Below are 687 nucleotides of genomic sequence, written 5' to 3'. Positions count from 1 at the left end.
GAAATACGCCGAGCAGGTCATCCATTGGATGTGGCTTGGAGAAGACGCAAAAGCGCCGTCTACGTTTCTCTTTCTTCCCGAAGACAAATACCGCAACGACCGGTTTGACGAATGGGCCCGTAGCTCAGTTGGTTAGAGCACACGCTTGATAAGCGTGGGGTCGGAAGTTCAAGTCTTCCCGGGCCCACCATTCGTTTGGATGGCAGGGACGGGTTGAGGTTGGTTGCGGAGGTTGAGTTGATGGGGCTGTAGCTCAGCTGGGAGAGCACCTGCTTTGCAAGCAGGGGGTCAGCGGTTCGATCCCGCTCAGCTCCACCATGCTATTGTCCCGATGCTGCCGCGCATCGAAAGCTTGAGGCTTTCGCAAGCGCAAGGCGCGTCGCCAATCGTTTGGCGCCCTCGTGGAGCGCCTGCGGCGCGTGAACGACAAGTTGTCTTCGGAAGAAAAAAAGGTTTGCGCTTTCCATATGGGAAAAGCGCCTGTTCTGCATACATTGTGAAGAGAAGATTGATCCGAACCGGTGGTTCGGCACCCCTTTGAGCATGAGCGAAAAGGATAGGTTTGCCGAACGAAAAGCTGGTGTCGCTCAAGGATCGTTGGTTGTTCGAAGGTTTTGGCCTTTGTCTGACCGACGGTTTGGTGGATGTTGCCTGACCGCGCATCCTCGGATCGATCTCGAGAAGCTG

At 55.5% G+C, this 687-nt stretch carries 1 protein-coding gene and 2 tRNA genes; 2 read left to right on the top strand and 1 reads right to left on the bottom strand.

The genetic code is table 11. The features are described from left to right. Positions 1-113: 113 nt before the first annotated feature. Both P7F60_RS30790 and P7F60_RS30785 read left to right on the top strand, forming a co-directional pair. A tRNA-Ile gene (locus tag P7F60_RS30790) sits at positions 114-190 on the top strand. 52 nt (positions 191-242) lie between these two features. After that, positions 243-318 (top strand) — tRNA-Ala (locus P7F60_RS30785). On the opposite strand, the gene P7F60_RS30780 is transcribed toward P7F60_RS30785, so the two are convergent. Then, positions 307-687, bottom strand: a 381-nt coding sequence (locus tag P7F60_RS30780) for a hypothetical protein (RefSeq protein ID WP_277921238.1), incomplete at its 5' end; no start/stop codon positions are given. The two genes, P7F60_RS30785 and P7F60_RS30780, sit on opposite strands and share 12 nt — an antisense overlap.

Source organism: Rhizobium sp. YJ-22 (assembly GCF_029601685.1).
GTDB lineage: Bacteria > Pseudomonadota > Alphaproteobacteria > Rhizobiales > Rhizobiaceae > Metarhizobium.
This window is presented reverse-complemented; position numbering and strand designations above follow the sequence as displayed.